Consider the following 21,871-nt stretch of genomic DNA (forward strand, 5'->3'; position numbering starts at 1 on the left):
TCACCTGGTTTGTCTTCAGCCCTGGCGCCGGCTTACGAGCACAACGGCAAGCTTGTCAGTGCCGAGGCGTTTTACAAAATCGCCTGTGACCCGCGCCGCAGTGTGGCGGTGGAGGCCTGCGCCGGAGCCGGCAAAACCTGGATGCTGGTGTCGCGCATCTTGCGCGCCTTGCTTGACGGTGTCGACGCGAAGGACGGCGCCCTTCAAGTGCAGCCGCACGAGATTCTGGCCATCACCTTCACCAAACGTGCGGCCAGTGAAATGCGCGAGCGCCTGTACAAATGGCTGGCTGATTTCGCAAGCGCGGATCACGCGACCCTGGTCAAGGAACTGCAGGATCGCGGTGTTTCTATGGAAAATGGCTCCCAGCCCTTGTCCTTGTTGCCTGAGCAGCTATCAAAGTTATACCAAAGCATTCTGGCCTGCGGGCGCCAGGTGCAGGTGCGCACTTTTCACAGCTGGTTTGCGTCCCTCCTGCGCAGCGCGCCACTGGCGGTGTTGCAACAGATGGAGTTGCCGGCCAACTACGAACTGCTGGAAGACGACGCGCCCGCCAAAGCCCTGGTGTGGCGGCGCTTCTATGAAGCGCTCGTGACTGAGGGCGAGCCCTATGCCGGATGGCGCGCTGACTTCGAAGCGGTGGTGCTGGCGCACGGCCGAGCGCAAACCGAGAAGGCCCTGCAGACCGCGCTGGACAAGCGCACCGAATTTGCCTTGGCCGATGCCCACGGTGTGGTGGAGCAGTCGGTACAGCACTTTTGCGACCAGTACCCCGACTTTGCCTGGCTGGAGTCGCCCGACGATTATTTGAGTGCCCAGCCGCTGCGCTGGCAAACCCTGCTCGATGCGGCCAAGGCATTAGGTGGCGCCAGTGCCAAAACGTTTGCCGCCAAAGGTGTGGAGCTGGAAACAGCCCTCACCAGTGGGGACATCGATGCAGCGTTCGCTGCCTTGCTCACCAACACGGGCAGCCCGCGCAAATTTGGCGAGAAGATTGCCGGCATTGAGCGGGTGCGTGAGGCGCAGGACCTGGTGCTGCGTGTGGTGGCAGCGCGCCTGCAACACGCAGCCTGGACCTATCAGCAACGCATGGCGCGGCTCACCCGCGTGCTGCTGCAGGAGTTTGCAGCGCTCAAGCGCGAGTGCCGCTGGGTGGATATGAACGATGTGGAGCGCGCAGCCCTGGTCATGCTGAGCGACCCGGTGTTGGCAGGCTGGGTGCAAGAGCGCCTGGACGCCCGCATCAAGCACCTGCTGATCGACGAGTTTCAGGATACCAATCCGCTGCAATGGCAGGCGCTGCGCTCGTGGCTGAGTGGCTATGCGGGCGCCGGTGGCCGGGCACCCAGCGTGTTCATTGTGGGCGATCCCAAGCAAAGCATCTACCGCTTTCGTCGCGCGGAGCCGCAGGTGTTCAAAGCGGCCAAGGCCTTTGTGCGCGATGGTCTGGGCGGTGATCTGCTCAGCTGCGACCACACCCGGCGCAATGCCACCGGGGTGATTGCTACCGTGAACGAGACTATGGCACAAGCGGTGCAAGACGACGGTTACGAGGGTTTTCGCGCCCACACCACCAGTGCGGTGGAGGCGGGCAGGGTGTGCAAGCTGCCACCCATTGCAAGGTCGGCACGCCCTGAGACGGATACCGCCGATGAAAATTGGCGCGACAGCCTTACCACCCCGCGTGAAGTGCCCGAAGAAACCCTGCGCACGCTCGAAGCACGCCAGGCTGCGCACTGGATTGCCCGGCAGCTCACGCAGTCACACCTGCATGGGCAAGGCGCGGGCCTGCAGGCGGCCGATGTCATGGTCTTGTCGCGCAAGCGTGCTGGACTGATGCCCCTGAAGGACGAATTGCGCAAGCTGCACATCGCCGCGCAAATTGGCGAAAAAACCGACCTCATCGACTGCTGCGAAGTGCAGGACGTGGTTGCCCTGCTTGACGTGCTGGTGTCCCCGCAACATGACCTGTCACTGGCGCGGGTGCTCAAATCGCCGGTGTTTGGTATGACCGATGAGGCCCTGGTGCAACTCGCGCTGCAGCAGCGCGAGTCCAAGGTGCCCTGGTTTCATCTGCTACAAAAAACAGAGCTAATGACGCAGGATCAACGTGGGGTTTCAGCCTGTTTGATACGGTGGAAAGGCTGGCTCGACCAACTCCCGCCACACGATGCGCTGCAGGCCATTTACTTTGACGGTGATCTGCTGGCCCGTTTTGCGGCTGTTGCCCCGGCCAATCAGCGTGATGCCGTGCTGGCCAACCTGACCGCCTTGCTGGGCGTGTCGCTGCAACTGGGTGGAGGGCGATTCGCCACACCCTACGCCTTTGTGCGGGCTCTCAAAGCCGGTGGCGTGCTGGCGCCGGCCGCCGTCAACCCCCTGGCCGTGCGCTTGCTGACCATCCATGGCGCCAAGGGCTTGGAGGCGCACACCGTGTTGCTGCTGGACACCGACACCCCCGAGCGCAACGCGGACACCATGGGCGTGCTGGTGGACTGGCCGGGCGAAGACGCCTGGCCGCAAAAGTTTGTTTTTCTGGCCAGCGAAAGCACACCGCCTGCCTGTGCCGTGCCCACGCTGGAGGCCGAACGGCTGGAGCGCCAGCGCGAAGAGCTCAACGCCTTGTATGTCGCCCTCACGCGAGCCCGCAGCACGCTGGCCATCTCCAGCATCGAGCCCTACCGCACGGCCGAGCGCAGCTGGTGGCAGCGTCTGGCCAGCAAGGCGACAGATGTTGCGCCCGCCGTCCAGGCGGATGAATACTTGCCCGCGCTGGCGACGGAGAGTTCGGCTTTTTATATCAAAGAACTGCCTCAGGCCCTTATTAAATATTTCGATGATGCTATCAAAAATGAAGCATTCGAGAAGCCAGCTGAGCTGCAAGTTGACGAAGACTCACCTACAGCCCGCATTGGCAAGGCCATGCACCGCCTGCTGGAATGGGGTGAAACCAGCGCGACCAATATCGCGGCAGCAGCGCGGGAGTTTGAGTTGACGCCTGAACAAGGCCAACAAGCCGCAGCCATGGCGCAATGCATCCTGCAGGGAGACGGCGCCTGGGCTTGGGACCCGGCGGTGGTCGGTTGGCAGGGCAATGAAGTTGATCTGATGGTCCAGGGCGAAACGCTGCGCCTGGACCGCCTGGTGCAACGCAAGGATGCGGCTCATGCGGGCCAATGGTGGGTGCTCGATTACAAGTCGGCGCATGCGCCTCAGGAACAGCCCGCCTTGATTGCGCAACTGAGCAGCTACCGCGCTGCGGTGCAGACCATTTACCCTGGTGCCGTAGTCAAAGCGGCATTTCTGACCGGGCGGGGAACTGTGGTGGCGTTGTAGGCGTGACGGCGGCGTGCCCTATCCCGCAATGCGCGCGCAGACGGCTGCGGTGACCTGTGCAGTGGTGGCCTTGCCACCCAAATCACCTGTGTGCAGGGACGTGTCTGCGGTAACCCGTTCGATGGCGCTCATCAACTTCCTGGCAGCCCCCAACTCGCCCAGATGCTCGAGCAGCATCACGCAACTCCAAAAAGTACCTACCGGATTGGCCAAGCCCTTGCCCATGATGTCGAACGCCGAACCATGGATGGGCTCGAACATGGAGGGATAACGGCGTTCTGGATCGATGTTGCCCGTAGGGGCGATACCCAGACTGCCGGCCAGCGCAGCTGCCAAATCGCTCAGAATGTCAGCGTGGAGGTTGGTGGCAACAATGGTATCCAGTGTGGCAGGACGGTTCACCATGCGGGCTGTGGCGGCGTCCACGATTTCCTTGTCCCACTTCACATCGGGGAAGTCTTTGGAGACTTGCAGGGCGATTTCATCCCACATCACCATGGCATGGCGTTGGGCGTTGCTCTTGGTGACCACGGTCAGTTGCTTGCGAGGGCGGGATTGCGCGAGTTTGAAAGCGAAACGGATCACGCGCTCGACGCCAACACGGGTCATCATGGTGACGTCGCAAGCGGCTTCAATGGGGTGACCCTGGTGAACACGGCCACCCACACCGGAATATTCACCTTCGGAATTTTCGCGAACGATCACCCAGTTCAGGTCTTCTGGCTTGCAACGCTTCAGCGGAGCATCGATGCCGGGCAAGATGCGGGTGGGACGCACGTTGGCGTATTGATCAAAGCCCTGGCATATCTTCAGACGCAAGCCCCACAGGGTAATGTGGTCAGGTATAGCCGGGTCGCCTGCAGAACCAAACAGGATGGCATCTTTGCTGCGCAATGCGTCCAAGCCGTTGGTGGGCATCATTTCGCCATGGGCGCGATACCAGTCACCGCCCCAGCCAAAGTTTTCGAAGTCGAATTTGAAAGTGCTGTCGGCAGTGGCCAGCGCTTCCAGAACAGTTTGTCCTGCGGGCACGACTTCTTTCCCGATACCGTCGCCGGGGATGCAGGCAATCTTGTAGGTCTTCATAAGGTCTCGTATGTGGGTTGTGGTGGAAACGAAATGTACCTATTGCCTGGTTTTATGGATCGCATTAAAGTGACATCATTGTTTACTTTGAATCAACAATGTCCTCACCTTCAACCGCGCCGTCCGAGATGGCTTTCTTCAGTCTTTTGGCAAGGCTGGGCAGCTTCTCCGCCGCAGCGCGCGAACTCAACATCACGACGCCTGCCGTAAGCAAACGCTTGAGCCAAATGGAATCCAGGCTGGGAGTCCAACTACTGAACCGCACCACCCGCCGGATCAGCCTTACCGCGGAGGGTGAGGTGTATCTTGAACACGCGCGGCGCATCCTGACCGACATCGACGACATGGAGCGGCTCATCAGCAGCTCGATTGCCGCACCCAAGGGCCTGCTGCGTGTCAACGCCACTCTCGGGTTTGGGCGAACCCACATTGCCCCGTTGATATCCAGCTTCGCCAAGAAGTTTCCGGAGGTCCAGGTGCAGCTTCAACTAACGGTCAATCCCCCCGCATTGACCGAGGATGCCTTTGATGTCTGTATCCGCTTTGGGGAGCCGCCGGATGCACGCGTGATTGCCCGCCGCATCGCCGCAAACCGGCGCTTGATTTGTGCATCAGCGGCCTACCTGAAAAAATATGGGACACCCAGAACCCCCAATGACCTTGCGCAACACAACTGCATCGGCATTCGCCAGGGGGACGAGGCTTACGGTATCTGGCACCTTACGGCCGGCCAGAAGACCGAAACCGTCAAAGTTCGCGGCACCTTGAGCACCAACGACGGCGAGATTGCAGTGAATTGGGCGCTGGCCGGACATGGTTTGCTGATGCGTGCCGAATGGGACATTGCCAAATACCTCCATAGCGGACGTTTGACAACGGTGCTGGATAACTGGCAAACACCGCCGGCAGACATCTATGCCGTTTACCCCCAAAGACTGCAAACAGCGGCACGTGTGAAAGCGTTTGTTGACCATGTCATCGAGGCGTTTTCAGCCTCCACATCGTCAAAAGAATAAGCAATTATTGTTAATCTGAAGTGAATAATGGTGTTACTTTTAGACCATCCATAAAATTTGCCGCTCTTTATAGTTCAGCTCCACAGAAACCAATAATTGGAGACAAACATGCACAAGGTGGTAAAAGGATTCGCAAAGTTCGCTCAACTTTCAGTTCTGGCGCTCGGGTTAAGCAGTGGGGCGGCGATGGCGCAATCCTGGCCGTCACGGGCCATCAGCCTTGTGGTGCCATTTCCGGCAGGCGGCACCACCGACGTCCTGGCCAGGGCTATCGGGCTTGAGTTGTCCAAGAGCTTGGGCCAGCCGGTGATCGTTGAAAGCAAGCCAGGCGCAGGGGCAACTCTGGGTGCCGACTTCGTTGCCAAGTCAAAGGCCGACGGCCACATCCTTTTGATGGGTGCCGTCCATCACACGATTGCAAGCAGCGTGTACAAAAAGCTGCCCTACGATTTTCAGAAGGACTTCGCACCGGTCTCTACCGTGGCACTGGTCCCCAATGTTTTGGTGATCAACCCCACAGTCACTCCAGTGAAATCCGCCCAGGAACTGGTAGCGTACGCCAAAGCCCATCCCGGAAAATTGGCGTTTGGCTCCAACGGCAACGGAACGGCACAACACCTGATCGGCTCACAGTTTGAGGTCATGGGGGGCGTCAACATCCTGCATGTGCCTTACAAAGGAAGCGGCCCGCTGACGACAGATTTGCTGGGTGGGCAAATTGCGATGTCCTTCGACACGATGACCCCGGTCTTGCCTCACATCAAGGCAGGAAAATTGCGCGCATTGGCGGTCACGACTGCCAGGCGATCTTCAGCCCTGCCAGATGTACCGACGCTGGATGAGTCCGGAATGAAAGGTTTCAATCTGGGGACCTGGTTCGGAATTCTGGCCCCAGCGGCTACCCCCAGGGAGATTGTGGCAAAACTCAATGCAGAAGTTGTTCGCATTGTGAACTCTCCGGATTTCAGGAAAAAAATGGAAGAAATTGGCGCGGAGCCCATTGGCAATACGTCGGAGCAGATGGCCAAACAGATCAAGGACGACACCGAAAAGTACGCGAAACTTGTCAAAGACGCCAAGGTAGCCATTGAATAGCAACCCTGCTATTGCTCCCTGCCACTCCTGGTCTTCCCCGCAGCAGAGTGACCGTTCCCGTTCTGATACCTGACTTACCACCGAAGCCCCCAGGCAGTGTCGCCAACTACACTGCAGGCCATTCATATCAAAGTAAGTTGGAAATTCATGAAATCAGCAATAGTGATCGGCGCCGGGCCGGCGGGTCTGATGGCGGCGCAAGTGTTGTCCAGTGCGGGCGTGGCGGTTCATGTCTATGACGCCATGCCCTCGGTGGGGCGCAAGTTTTTGCTCGCAGGCAAGGGCGGCTTGAATCTGACGCATTCGGAGCCGGTGGACATTTTCGCGTCACGCTACGGTGCGCGGCGCCAGCAAATTGAAACCTTGTTGCAGGGTTTCGATGCCACCCGGGTGCGCGCTTGGGCGCAAGCGCTGGGGGTGGATACTTTTGTGGGTACCTCGGGGCGAGTGTTTCCAGCTGACATGAAGGCTGCGCCTTTGTTGCGTGCCTGGCTGCACCGCTTGCGCCATCCGGTTCAGGGGCCGGGCGTGCAGTTTCATATGCGCCACCGCTGGACTGGTTGGAGTGCCGGCAGCACCGGCGGCACCCATCTCGACTTTGACACGCCACAAGGTCCCTTGCAGGCGCAAGCGGATGCCGTTGTGCTGGCCCTGGGCGGCGGCAGTTGGGCGCGACTGGGCTCCAACGGAGCTTGGGTGCCCTTGCTGCAAGCGCGTGGTGTGGCCGTGGCGCCCTTGTTGCCCGCCAACTGTGGTTTTGATGTGCGAAGCGGCTGGAGCGAGCATTTTTCCAGCCGGTTTGCCGGGCAGCCTTTCAAGTCCGTGGCGATCAGTGTTGCCACGTCACAAGGGGTGAGTTTTCAGCGGAAAGGCGAATTTGTGGCCACCGCCACCGGTCTGGAGGGCAGTTTGATCTACGCCGCCTCCAGCCTGCTGCGCGATGACATCATTCGAAATGGCCAGGTGACACTGCACCTGGATTTACTGCCCGATATGTCGGCAGAAAAGGTGCTTGCCGAGGTGCGCCACCCGCGCGGCACACGTTCCTTGTCCAGCCACCTGAAGAGCCGTCTGAACATAGAGGGTATCAAGGCGGGCATCCTGTACGAATTGCTCGGCAAAGAGCAAATGAACGATCCGGCTCAACTGGCCGTCGCCATCAAGGCGCTGCCGATCACGCTGGTAGCCGCGCGCCCGATGGATGAAGCCATCAGTACCGCCGGTGGTGTGTTGTTTGAGGCCATTGATCGGCATCTGATGCTGGAGCAATTGCCGGGTGTGTTTTGCGCCGGGGAGATGCTGGACTGGGAGGCTCCGACGGGCGGCTACCTGCTCACGGCATGCCTTGCAAGCGGAAAAACGGCAGGCGAGGGGGCTTTGAAATACCTGCAGGGATAGTTCCCGTCGAATGATCGGGCTTTCAATCGCGTGAAGAATATGGCCACGGGCACTGGTTTGGAGTTAGGATTCCATTGCAACCGCAGAAGGAAGAACCATGGAAACGACAAGCAGTGATGACGGCAACATGATCTTCGCCCGAGAGATTGAGACGCCCGCCGCGCTTGAGCCGGAACAGGCAAGCTGGAAGGTCATGATCATTGACGATGACGAAACCGTGCATGAAGTGACCCGGCTCACACTGGCCGGGTTTTCCTTTGAAGGTCGGCGGCTGGTCCTGGTCAGCGCTTTTTCCGCAGCCGAAGGCGCCCGTCTGCTGCTGGCGCATCCGGACACTGCGGTGGCGCTGGTCGATGTCGTGATGGAAAACGACCACGCCGGCCTGGACCTGATTCGTGTCATCAGGGAACAGCAGAAAAACCGGATGATCCGGCTGGTGCTGCGTACTGGGCAGCCGGGCCAAGCCCCCGAGGGCTCGGTGACGCGCCTGTACGACATCAACGATTACAAGGAAAAGTCGGAGCTGTCGGCCCAGAAGCTCAACAATGTGGTGCTCACCAGCCTGCGCTCCTACCGTGACCTGATGGTGCTGGATGCGCAGCAGACGGGTTTGCAGCGGATGATTGATGCCACTCGCGAAATTTCACACCTGTTGTACAGCCAGACCGATGTGATCGAAGACGGGCAGCCGGGAGAGGTGACTTCGGCCTCGTGATCCGGATTCAGGGCTGTCAGGGCTGCGGCGATTCTGGGGTCAGGACGATTTCTTTGGAGAACAGTTCGATGGCGGTTTTTGCCACTTGCGTGGTGTCGAAGTAGGCGTATGCGCTGACCCCAACCGCGCCAATCAACGGAACAAATCGGGACACGCTTTTGCCAAGGATGCTCTGCGTTACCTTGACGCCCAGCGCCTGCGCCACAGACTGGATAAAGCCCAATGATGCGCGCTGAATCAAGTAACGTTCGCCCACGCGCACCACGACATCGCGAAAAAGCTGTGCCGAGACGTGCTTGAACAGGCAATAGACCATTTGCTCACGTCCCAGGGATGCGCTCTTGCCATAGACCGCTGCGATGTCCGACACCATTTGCGCCTGCAGCTTCCATACCCCCAGCAGTTCTGGCAGGATGGTCAACCAGCCCAGAAAGCCGACTGGCAAGGCCAGGGTGCCGGCCATCACTCCGGCCTGCCTGGCCGCCGCGCGGCCCAGTGCCTTGGCCCGCACGGCGGGATGTTCCACTGCAGTTTCTGCGGAGGCTGGCACCTGCAGCACCAGCGCCAGGATGGCATCGCCGACCTTGCCGGGATGGCCTTGCTCTCCACTCACCGTGGCAATCGCTTTTTTGGACATGGTGTTTCATTATGTCGCGGCAAGCGCTGCGGATCACTTTTCGGATGATGTTGATTTGATTTCGTTTAGTTAAACTGATTTCACAATGGTGAATTACAATTCCAAAAAAACCAGGAGATCAAACCGATGGGTGTTTACGTCTATCCGCAATACGCTTACCGCCGACCTGATGACTTGATGGCGAATGCGCCGCAGCGCCGTCCATTGGTGATCGTGGGTGCTGGCCCGGTGGGATTGGCCGCCGCGATAGATGCCCGCCTGCACGGCATTCCCGTGCTGCTGTTTGACGAGGATGACAGCGTGTCGGTCGGCTCCCGCGCGGTTTGCTACGCCAAGCGTGCACTGGAAATACTGGATCGCCTGGGTGTGGGCGACACGGTGGTTAAAAAGGGCGTAGGCTGGAACGTGGGCCGCACCTTTGTGCGCAAGGATGAGGTCTATCAGTTCAATCTGGTACCTGATTCAGGTCACAAACGCCCTGGGATGATCAACCTCCAGCAGTATTACCTGGAGGAAGACCTGGTGACCCGCGCCCAGGCGCTGGACGTGGACCTGCGCTGGAAGCACAAGGTCATCTCGGTTCAACCTAAGCCGGACTACACCTTGCTGCGGGTCGAGACGCCGGACGGTGTGTTTGACATCGAGGCCGACTGGCTGGTGGTGGCCGATGGCGCACGCAGCCCTATTCGCCGCTCACTGGGGCTGGACATTGAAGGTCGGGTTTTCATGGACCGCTTTCTGATCGCCGATGTGGTGATGAAGGCCGACTACCCGGCCGAGCGCTGGTTCTGGTTCGACCCACCGTTCCATCCGGGCCAATCGGTGTTGCTGCACAAGCAGAGCCACAACGTGTGGCGCATTGACTTCCAGCTGGGCTGGGACGCCGACCCGGAGGAAGAGAAAAAGCCCGAGAACGTGATTCCACGCCTCAAGGCCATGTTGGGTGATGAGCGGCCATTTGAGCTGGAGTGGATCAGCATCTATACCTTCCAGTGCCGGCGCATGAAGGAGTTCCGCCATGGGCGGCTGCTTTTCGTGGGAGACGCCGCGCACCAGGTGTCGCCGTTTGGCGCGCGGGGTGCCAACTCGGGCATTCAGGATACGGACGATCTCATCTGGAAGCTCAAGCTGGTCATGGATGGCAAGGCGCCCGAGCGCCTGCTGGACACCTACAGCCAGGACCGTATGTTCGCGGCCGACGAAAACCTGTTGAATTCCACCCGCTCGACGGATTTCATCACACCCAAGAGCCGTGTGAGCAAGACCTTCCGCGATGCCACCCTGGCGCTGGCGGGTCACCATGCTTTTGCGCGCAAGCTGGTGAATTCAGGGCGATTGAGCGTGCCGTCCTACCTGACGGAGTCTGCGCTGAACACGCCTGACAGCGATGTGTTTGCGGGCAATATGGTGCCAGGGGCTCCGATGGACGATGCCCCGGTGCAGGTCAAGGGTGAGGCGGGCTGGCTATTGGACCAGGTGGGCGGTAAATTCCAGTTGTTGTGTTTCGTGGCAGAGCCAGCTCTGTCGCAAGCCATGGCAACGCAATTGGCAACACTGGCGAGCGGATCCCTGCCTGTGCGGACCTTGCTGGTTTGCGCCTCAGCCGCAGGCGGCACGCTAACCGCAGCGGCGGAGGCGGTGATCGATGACGAAGGGCTTGTTGCCCGGCGTTATGACGCCCAAGCCGGAACCTGCTACCTGATTCGTCCTGACCAGCACGTGGCAGCCCGCTGGCGCACTCTGGATGTGGCGCGTATTCAGGCCGCTGTGGCGCAAGCCACCTGCAACGTTTAAAAACTCAGGGAGTCTTTCATGCCTTTGCAACTGCAACCCCATCTGGCCGAGCCTGGCAAACGCTATTTCCGCGACTTTTCACCGGGCGATGATTTCTATGAAGCCTTGCTGCAGACGCACCGCGATCTCACTGATGAACAAAGCGAACTGGTGAATGCCAAGCTGATCTTGCTTCTGGCCAATCACATTGGCGATATTTCCGTGTTGCGCGAAGCCATGCAATTGGCCCGCGAGGGCGTCTGACGCTTTTTCATATTTTTCAAGGAGACTTGTATGCCGATCAAGAAAATTCACCATGTGGCCTACCGTTGCAAGGACGCCAAGGAAACCGTGGACTGGTACACCAAGCACCTGAACATGAAGTTTGTGCTGGCCATCGCCGAGGACCAGGTTCCCTCCACCCATGCGCCCGACCCCTATATGCATTTGTTCATGGATGCCGGTGGCGGCAACGTACTGGCGTTTTTTGAACTGCCCAATTCACCTGTCATGGGACGCGACCCGAATACGCCAGACTGGGTGCAGCACATTGCGCTGGAAGTGGACAGCGTGGACGAACTGGAGGCGGCCAAGGCGCGCCTGCAAGCTGGCGGCATCGATGTGATTGGCGTGACGGATCACACCATCTTCAAGTCCATCTATTTCTTCGATCCCAATGGCCACAGACTCGAACTCGCCGCGAACACCGCCACGCCTGAGATGATGAAAAAACTGGATGACGTCAAGTGGGACATGCTGGCCGAGTGGTCTCGTACCAAGCGCGCGCCCAAGCATGCTGCGTGGATGCATGAGAAAGAACTGGGTATCGGCCAGTAGGCCGCTTTCAACCTATCTCGTTTTTTCGGCGTCAATCATGGATTGAACCCAGCGCCTGGCATCGTCCAGTGCATCGAAGCTCTTGAAAGGGCGGGCGATGCTGGCATAGATGTCCGCGTAAAGCGGCATCATCAGACTGCCGCCCTCAACTTCAGGTGCCACCGAAAATGCAGTGGCAACAGGCGTGAATTGCGGGGGCTTGCTGGCGTGCATCATTTCCGAATAGCGGACCATCGCGTCCGGCGATGCGAGGGCGCTGCCGCGCATCAGGCAAATGCTGCCCCAAGGACCTGCATCACGGTCTGTGGTTTGGAGGAACTCCATTTGGGCAACAGCCATTGCGTCGACCAATTCCTTGTTGAAAGGTCCAAAACACTCGTAAAAGAGGATGTCGTTTTCGAAAAATATTTCAACAATCCCATGCGCCGCGAACCGGGTGGGGGCGACGTCTTTGGTCGTAATTTTCAAACTGCTATCAGCATTCATGGATCAGCCTTAAGCAAATGTGGTGCACCTGTGGATCAGTATCTGACGCAGCCATAGACGGGTCAAGTGGTTTTTCCTACGTGGGCCCGATGCTTGTCTGCCAGCTGGAGTAATTCAGCGCCAAAATGCGCGCCCTGAAGCTGTTTGAGCAGCAAGCGGTAAGTATCCAGGTCAAACGACAGCGTTTTATTGGCACCCAGCGCGTCTTCCAGTTCGAGCTCGTCATGCACCGTAGCCAGATGGCACCATTGGTCAAAAATGTGAATGTCGGTGCGACCCGTCTGCGGGTTGTGTTCGCGCAGGCCAATTTTTCCGGGGTAGGGCCACACCTGTAGCCTCTGCTGAGCCAGTGCCAGTTGGAGACGCAGGTGATGCAGCTGGGGCTTTTCCTGCCCGCAGCACACGCCCTTGCAACGCCCAATCTGGCGGGCGAAGCATGGTCCCTTGCCAGACTCAAGCCCCAAGGCTTGAGGACATAGCGCATGGGCGTCGGCCAATTCGCGCAGGCTGTCCAGTGCCTGACGTCTGGAGCGGTAAACCCCATACATGCGGGCAAACTCCGTCGGCTGCAACGCGTCACCGCGAACCATGCTCAATAAGGGTTGGGTAAGCGAATCCTCGGCCAATCGCCAGGCACACAGAGTCCTTTCACGTCTCAACTGGCGGTTGTGGATCGGCTGCATTTCCTTGACCAGCCGGGCTTCCAGCAGCAGTGCGCCCAGCTCGCCGGCTGTTTCAATCCACTCAATGCGGCGAATCTCCAGCGCGATGCGCATCTCGCGCGACTGTTTGGACGTGGCCTGAAAATGCGACATCACCCGGCTGCGCAGGTTGACGCTTTTGCCAATGTACAAAGGCAGTGGACTTTCGCCATAGAACAGGTACACCCCGACCGACGCGGGCAGGTCATTGATCGGGGTTTCCAATTGTGGGGGCAGGGCGGCGCTGCTTTGCAGAAGTGCTTGCGCCTGGCTGCGGATCAGATCTGTCCCCAGTTCTTTCGAGGCGATCTGCAGCCATGCTTGCACCACGTCCACATCGCCCATGGCGCGATGCCGTGCCTGGGTCCGCAAGCCGTGGCGCTGCATGATTGCATCCAGTCCATGACCACGATACTGCGGGTAGAGCTTGCGTGACAAACGAACGGTGCACAGGGTTTTGACTTGCAGCGTGCATTCCAGCCGTGCGAATTCATTGAGCAGGAAGCCGTGATCAAAGCGCACGTTATGGGCTACCAGTACGGCGCCCTCAAGGATTTCCAGCAATTGGGGCGCTACTTCAGGGAAGCGTGGCGCATCGGCCACCATGTCGTCGGTGATGCCGGTCAGATTCTGGATGAAAGATGGAATGCTGGTGCCGGGATGCACCAGGGTGCTCCAGCGCGCTACTTCCTGTCCGTTCTCGATGCGCACGGCCGCAATTTCGGTGATACGGTCGTGAACCGGATTGCCGCCTGTGGTTTCGAGGTCAAGCAGGACGAAGCAGGGCAGCATGGGGTTTGTGCTACAGGCACTAGCAAAACATCAGCGCCAACCAGGCAGGATCATCCATCACGTTGATGATCAGGTAGGCGCCGATACGATAGAGCCACAGTTCCAGGCGATCCCTGATGTCCGTTAACTGTTCGCCAAAAAGGTCAGGCAATATCAATGGCATGAATGGCGAAGTGGCCGGCACGGCGATCAGCAAAATAGCGCTCCAGCGTTTCCTTGACGGTTCTGAATGCGATCTCGTCCCAGGGGATTTCGTCCTCGGCGAAAAGGCGGGCCTCGATGGTTTCAACGCCGGGATCAAAAGTGTCGCTGAGCAGGCGTGCCCGGTAAAACATATGGACCTGCCCAACGCGGGCGACGTTGACGAGTGAAAAAAATCCTTCCAGCTCGAATTGTGCCCCTGCCTCTTCGACCGTCTCGCGCGCAGCGCCTTCGGCCACGGTTTCATTGAGTTCCATGAAACCCGCCGGAAGCGTCCATTTGCCCCAGCGCGGCTCAATATTGCGTTTGCACAGCAGCACCTTGTCGCCCCAATAGGGGATGGTGCCGACCACGTTGAGCGGGTTTTCGTAGTGGATGGTGAGGCAGGCCTGGCAAACTGCGCGTTCTTTGGTGTCACCGTCATCCGGAATACGGTAGACAACGGTTACGCCACAGTTTTTACAGTGCTTGATGGGTTGACGAAACATATACCCGCAGTGTAATTTGAAATCAAAAAAAAGGACTCCATTGGAGTCCTTTTACGGAAATTGACCTAAGACTCAGGGCTTTTTCGGTGCGGCTTTGGCGGGCGTAGCCTTGGCGGGGGCCGCTGCTGCCTTGCCGTGTTTCTCAATCAAAGCCCGTGCGGTATCGAGCAGCTTGCGACCGTCGAAGCCGCGCTTGTTCATGTCTTCCATCCACTCCACTTCAACCAGGTTGGCTTTACGGCGGAATTCCTGGGCATCTGACGAGGGGATGGTATAGATGGTGTTCTTGCGATCGACGGCCGATTGACGGCCCGCAATATCGCCGTTCTGTTGAACCTTGCCCAGCCAGCCTGAGGTTTCCAAGCCGGAGTTGTCGTCGATGACTTTCTTCAGGTCTGCAGGCAGCGAGTTGTACTTGGCCTTGTTCATTGCCATGACAAATGTGGTGGTGTACAGGGCGCCACCTGAGGGGTCGAACTCGCTGTGGAACTTGGTGAGCTCGTGCACCTTGACCGAGGGGACGACTTCCCATGGGATCACCGCGCCGTCAATCGTGCCTTTGGACAGGGCGTCAGGAATTCCCGGCAGCGGCATGCCCACCGGGGTGGCACCGAGGTAGCCCAGCATCTTGGTAATTTGGCGTGTTGGACCCCGCATTTTGAGGCCCTTCAGATCGGCGGCGGTTTTGATCTGCTTGTCCTTGGTATGGAACATGCCGGGGCCATGTACCTGCAATGCGATCACATGGGTGTCCTTGAACTCATCCTGGGCCACGGTTTGCACATATTCCCAATAGGCCTTGGATGTTGCCTCGGCATTGTTCATCATGAAGGGCAGTTCAAACACTTCAATGCGCGGGAAACGTCCGGCCGTATTGCCTGGCAGGGTCCACACGATGTCCACAACACCGTCTTTGGCCTGGTCATACAGTTGCACGGGTGTGCCACCCAGCTGCATGGCCGGATAGGCTTCAAATTTGATGCGTCCGCCAGATTCTTTTTCCACCTTGTTCATCCAGGCCTTGTGCATGTTCAGCCACACATTGGACATCGGTGACATGAAGGTATGGAACTTCAGTGTGACAGTTTGTTGCGCATGGCTGCTGAAGGCTGGTACGCCCAAGGCCGCTGCCGCTGCGGTGGACTTGAGTAGGGTGCGTCGTTGAATCATGAGGGCTCCAAAAAAGGTTGCTGACAATGAAGGTAACTGAAATCAGGCTTGAGGGTTGACGGGATTTACCCTCACGTGACAAATTTCACCAGCCACAAGGAAATTCCGGGGAAGAAAAGCAACAGCAGCGTACGGAACACGTCACTGATCAGGAACGGCATGACGCCTTTGTAGCTTTCCGAGATCGGTACGTCTTTCGCCATGCCGTTGACGACGTATACGTTCAACCCGACGGGTGGCGCCAGCAGGCCAAAGCCGACGGTCATCAGCACCATGATGCCAAACCAGATGGCCACAGAGTCCTTGGGCATGCCGAAGTCAAGACCCATGATCATGGGGAAGAAAATCGGAATGGTCAGCAGAATCATCGAGAGCTCGTCCATCACAGCGCCGAGCACCACATAGAACAGCAGGATGGCAGATACCACCATCAGCGGTGCAAGCCCCCAGCCCTGAACCACACCTGCCAGCTGGTTGGGGACTTGGGTCAGGGCCAGCGCAGAGTTCATCAGGTCAGCGCCGATGAAGATCATGAAGATCATGGCCGAGCCTTCGGCTGTTGCGTAGAAACAGTACTTGAGCTTCTTGATGGTCAGTTCGCGCTTGAGCAGTGCCGCCACAAAAGTGGCCGCCGCGCCGACAGCTGCGCCCTCGGTCGGGGTGAACAGACCGCCGTAGATACCGCCAAAGACAATCAGGAAAACGATGGCAATCGGCATGATGCCCATCAGAGTCTGCCCGGTGATTTTTTCCCGGACTGTGTCGTTGTCAGGGGCCTGCCCCGGGACGAGACGGACGTAGATGGCAATGGCAATCATGTAGCCCACCATGGCGATGATGCCCGGCACCATGGCTGCGGCAAACAGCTTGGCGATGTTCTGCTCGGCCAGAATGGCGTAAATAACCAGCGGAACGGATGGCGGAATCAGAATACCCAGTGTGCCGCCTGCGGCCAGTGTGCCGGTGGACAGTCGCCCGGAATAGCCGTGGCGCTTCATTTCCGGGAGTGCCACAGACGTGATGGTGGCCGCTGTGGCAACCGACGATCCGCAGATAGCGCCGAAGGCTGCACTGGCCAGCACCGCCGCCATGGCCAAGCCCCCCTTGAAGCGCGACATCACCGCACTGGCGAAACCAAACAGAGCCTTGGAAATGCCGCCCTGGGTAGCGAAGTGCCCCATCAGGATGAACAGCGGAATGACAGACAAGTCATAGCTGGCGAAGCGGGCAAAAGCGTGGGTGTTGAGAAAGTTGCTCAAAGGCCCCCAGCCCGCCTGGGCAACGTAGCCCACACCACCCGCCACAAACATGGACACGGCAATGGGGACTCGAATGGCCATCAGGACCAGCATGATGGCAAAGATCATCAGTGTCAGCATCAGCGGGCTCATGCTTGCACCTCGTCGGTGTTGCCGCTCAAAGCCTGCCAGATACTGATCACGGCCGTCAACAGCAGCGGCGGAACCATGCTTGCGTAAACAATCCACTCAGGGAATCCCAGCATCATCGTGCCCGATCGGGTATCAAAGGCGTTGAGTCCGCCCACGCCGGTTCGCCATGCCAGCAATGCCATGACGAGGCCCATCAACAAGGTCCCGAATTGGTCAAGACGGGCGTTGGTCTTGTCGCTGGCTTTGGCGGTGAAGAAGTCGACAATGATGTTGCCGCGTTTGAGCTGGCACCAAGGCAGGAAAAGTGCGATGGCGGCTCCGGCGACAACGCCGGTTAACTCAAAATCGCCAACCAAAGTAGCGCCTGTCGTGTTGCGACCAATCAGGCTGGCACAAGTAGCCAAAGTGATGAGGGTTAGCAGTAATCCGGCGGTGATGGCGCAATACCGCGCCAGTCTGGCAAGCAAAAGCAAGGCGACGTCTCCAGTGCAGGTTATCGGAATACCACACATGAAGATTGTGCGGCGTGTCCCGGCAGATCATGGCAGGATTGTGGCCGCGTTCGGAAACGGGAGGGCCACAAGCTGCTATCTCATTTCAGTATATCTGGACCCGCAGTTCGCACAAAGTGTTTACCTTGCCAACCAGCGTATCGCCAGCCACCACGGCTGCGACGCCTTCGGGTGTGCCGGTGTAGATCAGATCGCCAGGCTGCAATTCCCAGGCGGCGGACAAATGCTCAATGGTCTCGGCAATGTTCCAGATCAGCTTGGACACGTTGCTACGCTGGCGATCCTGTCCATTGACCTGCAGGGAGATCTCTGCATGGGCGATATCGCTGACTGCAGCCGCCGGTGTGATGGGGCCGATCGGGGCTGACTGGTCGAAGGCTTTGCCAATGCACCAGGGGCGACCCTGCTTCTTCATGTCGTTTTGCAGATCGCGGCGAGTCATGTCCAGACCCACGGCATAACCGTAGATGTGTTTGTAGGCGTCGGCGGCCTTGATGTTTTTGCCACCTGTGCCGATGGCCACGACCAACTCAATTTCATGATGCAGGTTGTGCGTCAGGCTGGGGTAGGGCATCGCGCCGGTCTCGCCTTCGGGAACAACGATCAGTGAATCGGTGGGCTTGAGAAAGAAAAAGGGCGGCTCTCGACCGGTAAAGCCCATTTCTTTGGCGTGTTCCTCGTAGTTGCGGCCGACGCAGTAAATGCGGTGTACCGGAAAGCGCTCGGCGATGCCAAGAACGGGCACCGAGACAACAGGGGCGGGATTGAAAACGTAGCTCATGAAATCCTCTCTTCTTTGTGAATGCCCAGTGCCTGATGCACGGGGCGGTCGGAATAGCTGAACAGCACACATCCTTTGACGGATGCCAGGCGCAAGGCCTGCCAGGACGGAACAACAAAATGGTCGCGAGTCTCGAAGTCGAATCGTACCGGCCCGTTGGGGCCCTCGATATACGCAGTACCCGCACCCTCCACCACGCTGTAGACGGCGCCGTCGGTCTGCCGCGAGGCTTTGCCTTCAAATCCGGCGGGCAACCGTTGCATGAAGGTGGCCATGGTCGGCATGGGCGAGCCGCCTGTGGCCGGATTGATGTAGCGCAGTTTGATGCCGTCCCAGTCATCGATCGGGGCGTTGCTTTCCAGATGGTGCAGCGCTTCCCGGCTGCGCTCATAGGGGTAGCTGAAAATCGGCGATGTGGCGCCGAAGGGCGCATCACCCCGAACCGGCGCCATATTGTGGCCATAACGCGCAAAGCTGTTGCCTTCGGCGCGTTGGACGGTTTGGGATTGGGCGGTGTCGTTTTCGGCAAAGCCGGCATCGAAGAAACGGATCATGGGGATGTCCAGGCCGTCCAGCCAGACCACGGGCTCGCTGGCCTGATTGCCATGGTCATGCCAGGTCCAGCTGGGCGTGATGATGAAATCACCGGGATGCATGGTTGTGCGTTCGCCATCCACCGCCGTGTAGGCGCCTTCGCCTTCCACAATGAAGCGCAGCGCGCTCTGGGTATGGCGGTGACAGGGCGCCACTTCACCGGGCAGGATGAGTTGCAAGCCGGCATACAGTGACTGGGTCACGGCCGACTGGCCTCGCAGTGCAGGGTTTTCCAGAATCAGCACGCGGCGCACCGCTTCTTCGGCGGTGATGGCTTCTCCGGCACGCTTCAGAAAGGGCTTGATTTGCTCATATTTCCATAGCGATGGAACACAGGGGGACGAGGGCTGGGGTGGTACCAGCGCGTGAAGCACCTCCCACAGCGGGGTCATGTTCAGGGGCGCCATGTCCTGGTAGAGCTGTTGACGCACGGATGAAATAGGGCTCATGGCGGGTCTCATGCAAAAGTCTGATGGGGGTCAATGCCCTGGTACAGCCACGATAGCCCGGCAAAACCGGCGCTTTCGGTGCCACTCTGGAACATCTGGTTGCGCAACTCGCGTTGCACGCCCGATGCATGGTAAATGTCGCCATAGAAACGGGCGGTCAACTGCACGCGACCGGTGCGCAGGTAGCGGGCTTGCTGGTATTTCTGGAATGCGGTGGCGAAGTTTCCCTTGTGTTGCTTCAGTACTGCGCCCAGTACCACCGCATCTTCAATTGCCATGCAGGCGCCTTGCGCCAGATACTGCAGCATGGGGTGCGCCGCGTCGCCCAGCAGGGTGACCCGATTGTCGGACCAGTTGCTGACCGGCTCGCGGTCGCACAGCACCCACATCTTCCAGGTATCGATTTTGGCCAGCAGCTCTTTGACTTGCGGCGCGGCCTTGGCAAAGCGATCGGTCAGCTCGGCCGGGTCGCCAAAGGTGTTCCAGCCTTCGTCAAATTGGCTGCTGTGAAATACCGCCACCAGATTGAACAGCTCGCCCCGGCGCAGTGGGTAGTGCACCAGGTGCGTTTTTTCACCGCCCCATAGCACCACATCGGGGCTGTAGAGATGTTCCGGCACATCGGCCACCGGCAAGACCGCACGGTAGGCAATGTGGCCTGACACCCTGGGCTTGCCGTCGGCGACGATGGATTGGCGCACGCTGCTCCACAGGCCGTCGGCACCGATCAGCGCATCGGCCTGTATCGTCTCGCCAGCCGCCAGGCTGACCCGGACGCCAGCGGAATCCTGCACGTAGCTGGCTAACTTGGCATTGGTGCGCAGTGTGATGTTGGGCAGGGCCGCACAGGCGTTCAAAAATACATTGTGGATGTCAACCCGGTAGATCACCCCGTAGCGAAATCCGTAGGCTGCCTGCGCGACGTCGCCCACCGGTGCCCGAACCACGAGCTCGCCGGTGCGCACATCGCGCATCTGCAGTGCAGGCGGGAAATAGGCCACCTTGTCGATGGCATCGGTAAGCCCGAGATGCTCGAACATGCGAAAGGCGTTGGGGCCGATCTGAATGCCGGCGCCGATTTCGCCAAAGGCATCTGACTGTTCCAGTACCGTGATCTGATAGCCCTGACGGCCCAGAACCAGCGCGGCGGCAAGGCCACCAATGCCGCCGCCGGCGATAACAATGTGTTGTGAGTTCATGGCGTGATTGGCAAGTTTGTGTGAATAGAACGGATTCCGGTTTTCTGCCTTGATGCAGTTCAATAATGATAAGTATACATATCATTTTGAGGATGAGTATTTACCCTTGCTCGCTTAAACTCCTGCCATGGCCAAAAGTTTCAATTTTCTGCAAGCACCCGGACACTTGATCCGGCGCTCGCACCAGATATCTGTCGGCATCTTCATGGAGGAGACCACTGGTTTTGACGTCACCCCCGTGCAGTTTGCGATACTGAACGCGCTGATCGAGACGCCTGGTGCAGATCAGATCACGCTGGCGGGGCGGGTGGCGCTGGATGCGGCCACATCAGGCTCGGCCATAGGGCGGCTGGAGGCCAAGGGCTGGGTCAGGCGTGAGGCCGATCAGCTGGACAAGCGCCGCAAGCTTTTGTGGATCACGCCTGAAGGCGCGCAGCTTGCCCAGCAGATGAAGCAAGCCGTCAACCGGGTGCAGACCCGCATCATGAGTCCGCTCACTGCCACCGAGCGAGAGCAGCTGATGTCCTTGCTGGACAAGCTGGTGGCCGGACACGAGGCGGCACAGTAGATCGAACCGCTGGGGGCGATGGCGCTCAGGCCGACTTGCTCACCAACTCAAAGTGTTCGACCACGGGGGCGCTGGCGAAGAACGGACCCACAATCGCACGCCATTTCGTGAAAGCTTCTGACTGGCGAAAGCCCACGGTGTGGTCTTCCAGTGTGTCCCAGAAAATTTGCAGGATATAGCGCTCGCTGCTTTCAATGCCCCGGTTGACCTTGTAGCCCTGGAATCCTTTGGCTTCATGGATCACGCTTTTCAAACCGCGCTGAATGGCCTCTTCGAAAGCGGCGTTCTGACCGGGATGAATGCGGATGTCGGCGAGTTCGAGAATCATGGGGGTCTCCAAGTGTGGGGTTAATGCTGACTGGCTGGCAAGTCTACCGTCAAGCCATCCAGGGCATCGCTTAACTGGATCTGGCAACTGAGCCGGCTGTTGGCTTGGGCAGCCTCCGCGGTGAACTCCAGCATGCCAAGTTCTTCCGTATCCGCTGGCGGTATCAGACTGGCAAAGGGTTCATGCACATGCACGTGGCAGGTGGCGCAGGTCAGCATGCCGCCACAATCAGCCTCGATGCCGGGAATCCCGGCGCCGATGGCGGCCTGCATCAGGCTTTGACCTGTTGGGGCCTGAATTGTGTGGGTCATTGTGGCA

General features: G+C 58.9%; 23 protein-coding genes. 9 read left to right on the top strand and 14 right to left on the bottom strand.

Features of this window, described 5'->3' with window-relative positions; translation table 11 throughout:
• Positions 1 to 9: 9 nt before the first annotated feature.
• Positions 10 to 3,336, top strand: coding sequence for an exodeoxyribonuclease V subunit beta (locus IV109_RS08175; protein ID WP_296694746.1), 3,327 nt, complete (start codon positions 10 to 12; stop codon positions 3,334 to 3,336).
• Positions 3,337 to 3,354: 18 nt separating this feature from the next.
• On the opposite strand, the gene IV109_RS08180 is transcribed toward IV109_RS08175, so the two are convergent.
• The gene (locus IV109_RS08180) at positions 3,355 to 4,422 is read right to left on the bottom strand and encodes a tartrate dehydrogenase (protein WP_296694749.1); all 1,068 of its coding nucleotides are present in this window, start codon (positions 4,420 to 4,422) and stop codon (positions 3,355 to 3,357) included.
• 98 nt (positions 4,423 to 4,520) lie between these two features.
• Between IV109_RS08180 and IV109_RS08185 the strand changes: the two genes are divergently transcribed.
• From IV109_RS08185 to IV109_RS08200, 4 genes are all read left to right on the top strand, one after another.
• Entirely contained in the window at positions 4,521 to 5,438 is a 918-nt protein-coding gene (locus IV109_RS08185; protein ID WP_296694750.1) for a LysR family transcriptional regulator, read from the top strand.
• Between the two features lie 108 nt (positions 5,439 to 5,546).
• Positions 5,547 to 6,533: a tripartite tricarboxylate transporter substrate binding protein gene (locus tag IV109_RS08190; RefSeq protein WP_296694752.1), complete on the top strand. Its 987-nt coding sequence runs from the start codon at positions 5,547 to 5,549 to the stop codon at positions 6,531 to 6,533.
• Positions 6,534 to 6,680: 147 nt separating this feature from the next.
• Entirely contained in the window at positions 6,681 to 7,931 is a 1,251-nt protein-coding gene (locus tag IV109_RS08195; protein WP_296694754.1) for a TIGR03862 family flavoprotein, read from the top strand.
• 97 nt (positions 7,932 to 8,028) lie between these two features.
• Positions 8,029 to 8,646 carry a DUF3369 domain-containing protein gene (locus tag IV109_RS08200; RefSeq protein ID WP_296694756.1) on the top strand — a complete coding sequence of 206 codons (618 nt, stop codon included), beginning with the start codon at positions 8,029 to 8,031 and terminating at the stop codon, positions 8,644 to 8,646.
• A 16-nt stretch (positions 8,647 to 8,662) separates the two neighbouring features.
• On the opposite strand, the gene IV109_RS08205 is transcribed toward IV109_RS08200, so the two are convergent.
• On the bottom strand, positions 8,663 to 9,283 hold the full coding sequence (locus tag IV109_RS08205) for a hypothetical protein (protein WP_296694757.1): 621 nt from the start codon (positions 9,281 to 9,283) through the stop codon (positions 8,663 to 8,665).
• A 126-nt stretch (positions 9,284 to 9,409) separates the two neighbouring features.
• On the opposite strand from IV109_RS08205, the gene IV109_RS08210 reads away from it, so the two are divergent.
• From IV109_RS08210 to IV109_RS08220, 3 genes are read left to right on the top strand one after another with little or no spacing between them, the layout of a single operon-like run.
• Positions 9,410 to 11,077 carry an FAD-dependent oxidoreductase gene (locus IV109_RS08210; protein WP_296694759.1) on the top strand — a complete coding sequence of 556 codons (1,668 nt, stop codon included), beginning with the start codon at positions 9,410 to 9,412 and terminating at the stop codon, positions 11,075 to 11,077.
• Between the two features lie 18 nt (positions 11,078 to 11,095).
• Positions 11,096 to 11,320, top strand: coding sequence for a DUF2783 domain-containing protein (locus IV109_RS08215; protein WP_296694760.1), 225 nt, complete (start codon positions 11,096 to 11,098; stop codon positions 11,318 to 11,320).
• Between the two features lie 30 nt (positions 11,321 to 11,350).
• Positions 11,351 to 11,893 carry a VOC family protein gene (locus IV109_RS08220; protein ID WP_296694762.1) on the top strand — a complete coding sequence of 181 codons (543 nt, stop codon included), beginning with the start codon at positions 11,351 to 11,353 and terminating at the stop codon, positions 11,891 to 11,893.
• Between the two features lie 12 nt (positions 11,894 to 11,905).
• Here IV109_RS08220 and IV109_RS08225 read toward each other — a convergent pair whose 3' ends face one another.
• The 10 genes from IV109_RS08225 to IV109_RS08270 form a co-directional block, all read right to left on the bottom strand.
• On the bottom strand, positions 11,906 to 12,379 hold the full coding sequence (locus IV109_RS08225) for a hypothetical protein (RefSeq protein WP_296694765.1): 474 nt from the start codon (positions 12,377 to 12,379) through the stop codon (positions 11,906 to 11,908).
• Between the two features lie 62 nt (positions 12,380 to 12,441).
• Complete coding sequence (locus IV109_RS08230; RefSeq protein ID WP_296694767.1) at positions 12,442 to 13,872, bottom strand: exonuclease domain-containing protein; 1,431 nt, start codon at positions 13,870 to 13,872, stop codon at positions 12,442 to 12,444.
• Positions 13,873 to 13,891: 19 nt separating this feature from the next.
• Positions 13,892 to 14,023: a hypothetical protein gene (locus IV109_RS08235; protein ID WP_296694769.1), complete on the bottom strand. Its 132-nt coding sequence runs from the start codon at positions 14,021 to 14,023 to the stop codon at positions 13,892 to 13,894.
• Positions 14,016 to 14,561: an NUDIX hydrolase gene (locus IV109_RS08240; RefSeq protein ID WP_296694771.1), complete on the bottom strand. Its 546-nt coding sequence runs from the start codon at positions 14,559 to 14,561 to the stop codon at positions 14,016 to 14,018. The genes IV109_RS08235 and IV109_RS08240 overlap by 8 nt, the downstream gene beginning before the upstream one ends.
• Before the next feature lie 72 nt (positions 14,562 to 14,633).
• Positions 14,634 to 15,731 carry a TRAP transporter substrate-binding protein gene (locus IV109_RS08245; RefSeq protein WP_296694774.1) on the bottom strand — a complete coding sequence of 366 codons (1,098 nt, stop codon included), beginning with the start codon at positions 15,729 to 15,731 and terminating at the stop codon, positions 14,634 to 14,636.
• A 71-nt stretch (positions 15,732 to 15,802) separates the two neighbouring features.
• Positions 15,803 to 17,122, bottom strand: a complete 1,320-nt coding sequence (locus IV109_RS08250; RefSeq protein ID WP_296694777.1) for a TRAP transporter large permease — start codon at positions 17,120 to 17,122, stop codon at positions 15,803 to 15,805.
• Entirely contained in the window at positions 17,119 to 17,595 is a 477-nt protein-coding gene (locus tag IV109_RS08255; RefSeq protein WP_296694779.1) for a TRAP transporter small permease, read from the bottom strand. The genes IV109_RS08250 and IV109_RS08255 overlap by 4 nt, the downstream gene beginning before the upstream one ends.
• Before the next feature lie 124 nt (positions 17,596 to 17,719).
• Entirely contained in the window at positions 17,720 to 18,415 is a 696-nt protein-coding gene (locus tag IV109_RS08260) for a fumarylacetoacetate hydrolase family protein (protein WP_296694782.1), read from the bottom strand.
• A complete protein-coding gene (gtdA, locus tag IV109_RS08265) occupies positions 18,412 to 19,458 on the bottom strand; it encodes a gentisate 1,2-dioxygenase (protein ID WP_296694784.1) in 1,047 nt (348 codons plus the stop codon). Before gtdA ends, IV109_RS08260 begins: the two co-directional genes overlap by 4 nt.
• A gap of 8 nt (positions 19,459 to 19,466) precedes the next feature.
• Positions 19,467 to 20,657 carry a 3-hydroxybenzoate 6-monooxygenase gene (locus tag IV109_RS08270; protein ID WP_296694786.1) on the bottom strand — a complete coding sequence of 397 codons (1,191 nt, stop codon included), beginning with the start codon at positions 20,655 to 20,657 and terminating at the stop codon, positions 19,467 to 19,469.
• A gap of 127 nt (positions 20,658 to 20,784) precedes the next feature.
• Here IV109_RS08270 and IV109_RS08275 point away from each other — a divergent pair, with 127 nt between their 5' ends.
• Positions 20,785 to 21,225 (top strand): MarR family transcriptional regulator, encoded by a 441-nt coding sequence (locus tag IV109_RS08275; RefSeq protein ID WP_296694788.1) that lies wholly within the window; start codon positions 20,785 to 20,787, stop codon positions 21,223 to 21,225.
• A gap of 25 nt (positions 21,226 to 21,250) precedes the next feature.
• Here the strand turns inward: IV109_RS08275 and IV109_RS08280 are convergent, their stop codons facing one another.
• The gene (locus IV109_RS08280) at positions 21,251 to 21,553 is read right to left on the bottom strand and encodes an antibiotic biosynthesis monooxygenase (RefSeq protein ID WP_296694791.1); all 303 of its coding nucleotides are present in this window, start codon (positions 21,551 to 21,553) and stop codon (positions 21,251 to 21,253) included.
• A gap of 20 nt (positions 21,554 to 21,573) precedes the next feature.
• Positions 21,574 to 21,864: a 2Fe-2S iron-sulfur cluster-binding protein gene (locus tag IV109_RS08285; RefSeq protein WP_296694793.1), complete on the bottom strand. Its 291-nt coding sequence runs from the start codon at positions 21,862 to 21,864 to the stop codon at positions 21,574 to 21,576.
• Positions 21,865 to 21,871: the final 7 nt, after the last annotated feature.

Origin of the sequence: Rhodoferax sp., assembly GCF_018780565.1 — a bacterium.
Classification (GTDB): Bacteria; Pseudomonadota; Gammaproteobacteria; order Burkholderiales; family Burkholderiaceae_C; genus Rhodoferax.